Source organism: Vibrio sp. V23_P3S9T160 (assembly GCF_963886625.1).
Lineage (GTDB): Bacteria > Pseudomonadota > Gammaproteobacteria > Enterobacterales > Vibrionaceae > Vibrio > Vibrio anguillarum.
On sequence record NZ_CAWPDB010000043.1, the window covers coordinates 1 to 6,130 of the forward strand.

Below are 6,130 nucleotides of genomic sequence, written 5' to 3' on the forward strand. Positions count from 1 at the left end.
TGGCTCAACAGTGCGACAAGTTTATCGTGACAGGCAGGGTCCAAGGGGTTGGTTTTCGTTATCACACCGCTCATCAAGGACTAAAGCTAGGCTTAACAGGCTATGCTAAAAATTTACATAACGGCGAGGTTGAAGTCATCGCCATTGGGAATAGTGAAAATTTGGAGCAGTTTTATCAGTGGCTTCAACAAGGCCCCAAAACGGCGAAAGTAATGTCGGTGTCGCGTGAATCACTTCTTTCTTATACTGAAAAATATAGCGGATTCGAAATACTTTAAAAGTAGCACCGCTTTGTACTTTGTATGGTTAAGTTGCTTGGGGGCTTAGTTTCACACTACAAGCATTTGGTAGGTTTTGGTAACCCAGCAAGTTTAGTTGCTTGTTTGGCCGGGCCTTTTTTAAAGAGTTTGAACAGATATTTGCTATTGCCTTTTTCCGGACCATGCGCTTTTTCCATCGCTTTGACTAACATACGCACTGCGGGTGAAGTATTAAACTCTTCATAAAAGTGGCGCACGAACCAAATGACTTCTAGATGAGCGTCTGTTAACTCGATATCTTCCTGACTGGCCAGTGTCTGGATCATTCCTTCTTCCCATTGGGTATGGTCTAGGAGGTAACCCTGAGCATCAGTTTCGACGGTTTTACCATTGTATTCAAACATCTTTATTACTCGATTAAAAATCCGCGTTTAGGGTAGCGTAGTGAATGTGTGATCTCAACTGTTTAGAAAGCAAAAAGCCCGCAAGCTGTGGCTTGCGGGCTCGTTTGGACAAAATGTCGACGTAAATTAGTCGTCGTTCATAATGCCTAAAATAGCCAATAAGCTTGTGAACAAGTTCAGAATATTTAGATACATTGAGATGGTAGCACTAATGTAGTTTGTCTCTTCACCTCGTACGATGCGGCTTGTGTCAAATAGGATAAAACCAGAAAACACGAGCGCCGCGATGCTGCTGATCGCAAGTTGGCCAACGGTAGAACCAACAAAAATATTAATAATCGCTGCAACGATGACAATAATGAGGCCTGCCATTAAAAAACTTCTCATGAACGAAAAGTCTTTTTTAGTCGTAATGGTATAAGCGGATAAGCCCATAAAAACAAGGCCAGTAAGACCGAGTGCTTGAGCAATAATGCTAGAGCCATTCGGGATTGCCGCATAGTGATTAAGCATTGGTCCCAGAGCACCGCCCATTAATGTGGTGAACACAAATGTCCACACTATACCAGAAGAAGAGTTAATGGCTTTAGGCATCACGAAGAATAGAATACCGATTGCTCCCAACTGCATAGCGAGTGCCATGAATGGTGAAATCTGCATTGCCATTGTTGCCATCGCAGCAATAGCACTAGTGATAAGAGTCATTGAAAGCAAGAAGTAAGTATTCTTCAACACTTTATTAGTTTGTAGTGTGCTCTCTAAGCTAGCTGAGCGAGTAAACATAGGGCTGTTCATAATCTTCCTCGTAAGGGTTTATGTTTGTTTGTACATTTATGGGGCTGAATGAGCTAAAAAGCAAGCCCTGTATCGTATTTGTTTTGTGTAAATTTTAATAAAAATAGTCACTTAGATGTTAAAGAATGTGTAACACCATGTGTCTATGCTCATAAACAAAGAGAGAGGTGATGTTCACCTCTCTCTTTGTTGGTCGTTAATCCATTAATGATGGAGAATTTGAGAGAGAAAATTGCGCGTTCTATCGGATTGAGGATTTTCAAAAAATTCAACAGGGTTATTTTCTTCAATGATCTCACCAGCATCCATGAAAATAACGCGATCGGCCACTTCTTTAGCAAAGCCCATCTCATGGGTAACACAAAGCATCGTCATGCCTTCTCCTGCGAGTTCAACCATAACATCTAATACTTCCCGTACCATTTCTGGGTCAAGTGCAGATGTTGGTTCATCAAATAACATAATCTGTGGGTTCATGCACAATGAGCGTGCAATCGCAACTCGTTGCTGCTGACCGCCAGAAAGTTGACCGGGATATTTGTCTGCTTGATCAGGAATCTTTACGCGTTCCAAGTACTTCATCGCAACCGCTTCAGCTTCTCCTTTAGGCATCTTTTTTACCCAAATTGGAGCGAGTGTACAGTTTTCTAACACGGTTAAATGTGGAAAAAGATTGAAATGTTGGAAGCACATACCGACCTCGCGTCGCACGGCTTCGATATTTTTAAGATCTTCCGTCAGTTCGTTTCCCGCGACGACGATTTGTCCTTTTTGGTGCTCTTCCAAGCGGTTAATACAGCGAATCATGGTCGATTTTCCTGAGCCTGAAGGGCCACAAATAACGATCTTTTCGCCTTTTTTAACGGTAAGATTGATATTCTTTAGTACATGAAATTCACCGTACCATTTATTCATATCATTAATCTGAATCATGATTTCTTCAGAAGGTGCGAGGTTGCGTTGCTGCGTCATAATACGTCCTTGATTTGTAGTTATCGTTTGTGACCAGTATGGAGTTTGTTTTCAAGCCATATCGAATATCTAGACATAGAAAAGCAGAACACCCAGAACACTAACGCGACAAATATATAACTTTCAGTAGAAAAGCCTAACCAATCCGGGTCGGTATTGGCAGCTTGTCCAATACCGAGCACGTCAAACATCCCGATAATGAGTACTAAGCTAGTATCTTTAAATAGGCCAATGAAGGTATTAACGATAGATGGGATCGTGATCTTCAGTGCTTGCGGCAAAATAATCAAACCGACTTTTTTCCAGTAACTTAAACCTAACGCATCGGCGGCTTCGTATTGACCTTTAGGTATCGCTTGTAAACCACCACGAACCACTTCTGCCATATAAGCCGAACTGAACATGACCACCCCAATCAATGCTCTAACCAATTTATCCGTTTCCGAGCCTTGCGAGAGGAACAGAGGCAGCATAACGGATGCCATAAACAAAACTGTAATCAGTGGCACACCTCTCCAAACCTCGATGTAAACGGTACATAGGCTGCGAATAATGGGCATCTCGGAACGTCGGCCCAACGCCAGTACAACGCCAATCGGTAACGAAACAACAATCCCAACTAAGGCAATAATCAGCGTAACTAATAAGCCTCCCCACTTATGCGTTTCAACCACTTCTAGGCCGAAAAAGCCTCCATAGAGTAACGCCGCGATAAGAAATGGGTAGATGTTGACAAAAAACAACCAAATCCACGTTTTTTTCGGTGTATTTTCATAGGCGAGCAACGCACTAAAAATAGCAAGAGTGAAATAGAAGAGGCGAGGTCGCCAGAGCTCAGCTTCTGGATAAAATCCATACATAAACTGATCCCAGCGTACGCTAATAAACACCCAACACGCCCCCTCACGAGTGCAATCACTACGTTGTGTGCCTACCCAATCGGCATTAATAATCGCCCAATCGACAGTATGCCAAACAAGCCAGAAGGCGAAATACCCTAAAATCAGTGTAACGATGGAATTGAGTGCGTTATTAAAAAGATTTTTGCGCAGCCACCCAATGAAGCCAACAGTATTGGCTGGCGGTGGCAAGTTAGGTTGAAACTGATGTACTTTCATCTTATCTCTCCACCAAAGCAACTTTACGGTTATAGATATTCATTAATGCCGATGTCGTCAAACTGAGAGTGAGGTAAACACCCATGGTCATCGCAATAATTTCAATCGCTTGACCCGTTTGATTGAGCGTTGTGCCGGCAAAAACAGAAACCAAATCAGGGTAGCCAATCGCCATCGCTAATGATGAGTTTTTGGTTAAGTTCAGATATTGGCTGGTGAGTGGTGGAATAATGATGCGCAGCGCTTGAGGAATGACCACGAGTTTTAATGTTTTTGAACGAGATAATCCTAGTGACATTGCTGCTTCGGATTGACCATGGCTCACCGCATTAATGCCAGAACGGACAATTTCGGCAATAAATGCGGCCGTATAAATACTTAGTGCAATCAGCAGTGCGGCTAACTCAGGGATAATACTGATGCCACCTTGGAAGTTGAACCCTTGCAGTTGTGGATACTCTGCTGACACTGGACGGCCCATAGCAAAGTACACAATGACAGGAAGTAGGATGCACAAGATAGCCGCAATTCTACCCATAGGCGTCTGCTGACCTGTTAAACGCTGTTTGTTTCGAGCCCAAATGCCAATAATTAAGGTGGTTAGTAAGCCAGCAAGAAAGGCAATAAAGATAAATGTGCTGCCACTTTCGAAAATGGGAGCGGGGAAGAACAGACCACGTACATTGAGAAAAATAGAATCCCCTAACTGCATGCTTTGCCTAGGCGATGGTAGAGCCTGTAACACGGCAAAATACCAAAAGAAAATTTGCAGTAATAAAGGAATATTACGGAAGATTTCTATATACACAGCAGCAAGTCGACTGACTAACCAGTTGGAAGAGAGACGAGCAATACCGATAAAGAAACCTAAAAGAGTGGCAAATACAACGCCTAAAAAAGAAACTAGCGCGGTATTGAGTAAACCTATGATAAAAGTTCGCCCATAACTAAAGGTTTCATTGTATTCGATCAAAGTAAGGCCAATCCCAAAGCCAGCTTCTTGATCTAGGAAGTCAAACCCCGTGGCAATGCCTCGAGAACTTAAGTTAGAAAGTGCATTGGTCACAATGGTGTAAAAGAAAAAAACCAGAACGAGAACAGCAATAATTTGAAAGGCGACTGAACGAAAAGTAGGATTGTAGAACAAATTTGCGCTTTTAGCCGAGGGAGCTCCTGAGCTAGCCGCAATAGTTTTATTAGGTTTCATACAACTATAACCTCAAATCCATTTTTCCAAAAAGGCGGTTAAAACCGCCTATTTGGGATTGTGTGACTATTAACGAAGTGGTGGAGCGTACATAAAGCCGCCAGCATTCCACAACGCATTTGCACCTCGTGCGATTTGTAGTGGAGAACCTTTACCTACAGTGCGTTCAAAACTTTCACCATAGTTACCGACTTGTTTTACAATTTGGTATCCCCAATCATCGCGAATGCCCAAACCTTTACCTTTAGGACCATCCAGGCCAAGTATGCGTTTGATATTAGGATCGCTAGATTTAAGCATTTCATCTGCATTTTTTGAGGTAATACCGTACTCTTCTGCGTTAACCATCGCATTGAGAGTCCATTTCGCCACGTTAAACCACTTGTCATCATCTTGACGAACAACGGGCCCAAGTGGTTCTTTAGAAATGATTTCAGGTAATACAACCGCGACGTTAGGATCAGTTAAGTTCAAACGTAGCGCATACAAACCAGATTGGTCGGTTGTTAGAGCATCGCAACGGCCCGCGTCAAAACCTTTTGAGGTTTGCGCTGCTGTATCGAATACCACAGGTTTGTATTTCATGCCTGTGTTGCGGAAGTAGTCCGCCAAGTTCAACTCAGTAGTTGTACCGGATTGGACACAAACCGATGCCCCATCAAGCTCTTTTGCACTTTTCACTCCTAGGTCTTTTTTCACCATGAACCCTTGACCGTCATAATAGTTTACGCCGACAAAATTAAGGCCGAGTGCTGCGTCGCGTTGGAGCGTCCAGGTTGTATTGCGCGAAAGAACATCGATTTCACCTGATTGTAGGGCGGTAAACCGTTCTTTTGCTGTGAGTGGAACATATTTTACTTTCGATTTGTCACCAAGAACTGCTGCGGCAAGTGCCTGGCAATATTCAACATCAATGCCTTCCCATTCCCCTTTTGAGTTCGGGTTGGAAAAGCCTGGTAGACCAGTGCTCACACCACAAGTAATAAAACCTTGCGAAAGTACTTTATCTAAAGTGCTATCTGCTGCTGAAGCTGTCGTCGCCATCATGGCAGTAGAAGCTGCTACAACAGAAGCAAGAACAGTGAGTTTATTCGCCATTTGTATCCTTCCTGTATGATCCATGTTAAACCAGGTGACACCTGATACAACGTACTAAAAATGTTGTTATGTAGCTTTCCAAGTTGTATTTGCATGCAATCGCACATTTACAAATCAACCGTTTATAAGCGTAGGTAATGATTTGTATTTTCTCAAATTAGCAATTTGAAAGATTTTTGATTAGATTCACAAACCTAGGCTGCAGCTAGAATGAACAAATGTTGCAATATTGTAAATAGTGCAACCGTGTTCAATAGTGGGGCAACAGAATAGAAG

General features: G+C 42.7%; 7 protein-coding genes. 1 reads left to right on the forward strand and 6 read right to left on the reverse strand.

The genetic code is table 11. From position 1 onward, the window contains the following. Positions 1-278, forward strand: a 278-nt coding sequence (yccX, locus tag AACU59_RS02620) for an acylphosphatase (RefSeq protein ID WP_161437705.1), incomplete at its 5' end; no start/stop codon positions are given. 56 nt (positions 279-334) lie between these two features. Here yccX and AACU59_RS02625 read toward each other — a convergent pair. From AACU59_RS02625 to AACU59_RS02650, 6 genes are all read right to left on the reverse strand, one after another. Continuing rightward, positions 335-664, reverse strand: coding sequence for a TusE/DsrC/DsvC family sulfur relay protein (locus AACU59_RS02625; RefSeq protein WP_094144667.1), 330 nt, complete (start codon positions 662-664; stop codon positions 335-337). Between the two features lie 126 nt (positions 665-790). Next, positions 791-1,459 (reverse strand): Bax inhibitor-1 family protein, encoded by a 669-nt coding sequence (locus AACU59_RS02630; protein ID WP_010318447.1) that lies wholly within the window; start codon positions 1,457-1,459, stop codon positions 791-793. 204 nt (positions 1,460-1,663) lie between these two features. Beyond that, positions 1,664-2,431: an amino acid ABC transporter ATP-binding protein gene (locus tag AACU59_RS02635; RefSeq protein WP_013856933.1), complete on the reverse strand. Its 768-nt coding sequence runs from the start codon at positions 2,429-2,431 to the stop codon at positions 1,664-1,666. A gap of 20 nt (positions 2,432-2,451) precedes the next feature. Beyond that, entirely contained in the window at positions 2,452-3,549 is a 1,098-nt protein-coding gene (locus AACU59_RS02640; RefSeq protein WP_026028006.1) for an amino acid ABC transporter permease, read from the reverse strand. 1 nt (position 3,550) lies between these two features. Next, entirely contained in the window at positions 3,551-4,756 is a 1,206-nt protein-coding gene (locus AACU59_RS02645) for an amino acid ABC transporter permease (RefSeq protein WP_094145778.1), read from the reverse strand. Positions 4,757-4,825: 69 nt separating this feature from the next. Then, positions 4,826-5,854, reverse strand: coding sequence for an amino acid ABC transporter substrate-binding protein (locus AACU59_RS02650; protein WP_026027113.1), 1,029 nt, complete (start codon positions 5,852-5,854; stop codon positions 4,826-4,828). Positions 5,855-6,130 lie beyond the last annotated feature (276 nt).

Bases quoted from the DNA above. Each gene is read 5' to 3' on its own strand.
- AACU59_RS02625 (WP_094144667.1), bottom strand. From the start codon at position 664: ATGTTTGAATACAATGGTAAAACCGTCGAAACTGATGCTCAGGGTTAC.
- AACU59_RS02630 (WP_010318447.1), bottom strand. From the start codon at position 1,459: ATGAACAGCCCTATGTTTACTCGCTCAGCTAGCTTAGAGAGCACACTA.
- AACU59_RS02635 (WP_013856933.1), bottom strand. From the start codon at position 2,431: ATGACGCAGCAACGCAACCTCGCACCTTCTGAAGAAATCATGATTCAG.
- AACU59_RS02640 (WP_026028006.1), bottom strand. From the start codon at position 3,549: ATGAAAGTACATCAGTTTCAACCTAACTTGCCACCGCCAGCCAATACT.
- AACU59_RS02645 (WP_094145778.1), bottom strand. From the start codon at position 4,756: ATGAAACCTAATAAAACTATTGCGGCTAGCTCAGGAGCTCCCTCGGCT.
- AACU59_RS02650 (WP_026027113.1), bottom strand. From the start codon at position 5,854: ATGGCGAATAAACTCACTGTTCTTGCTTCTGTTGTAGCAGCTTCTACT.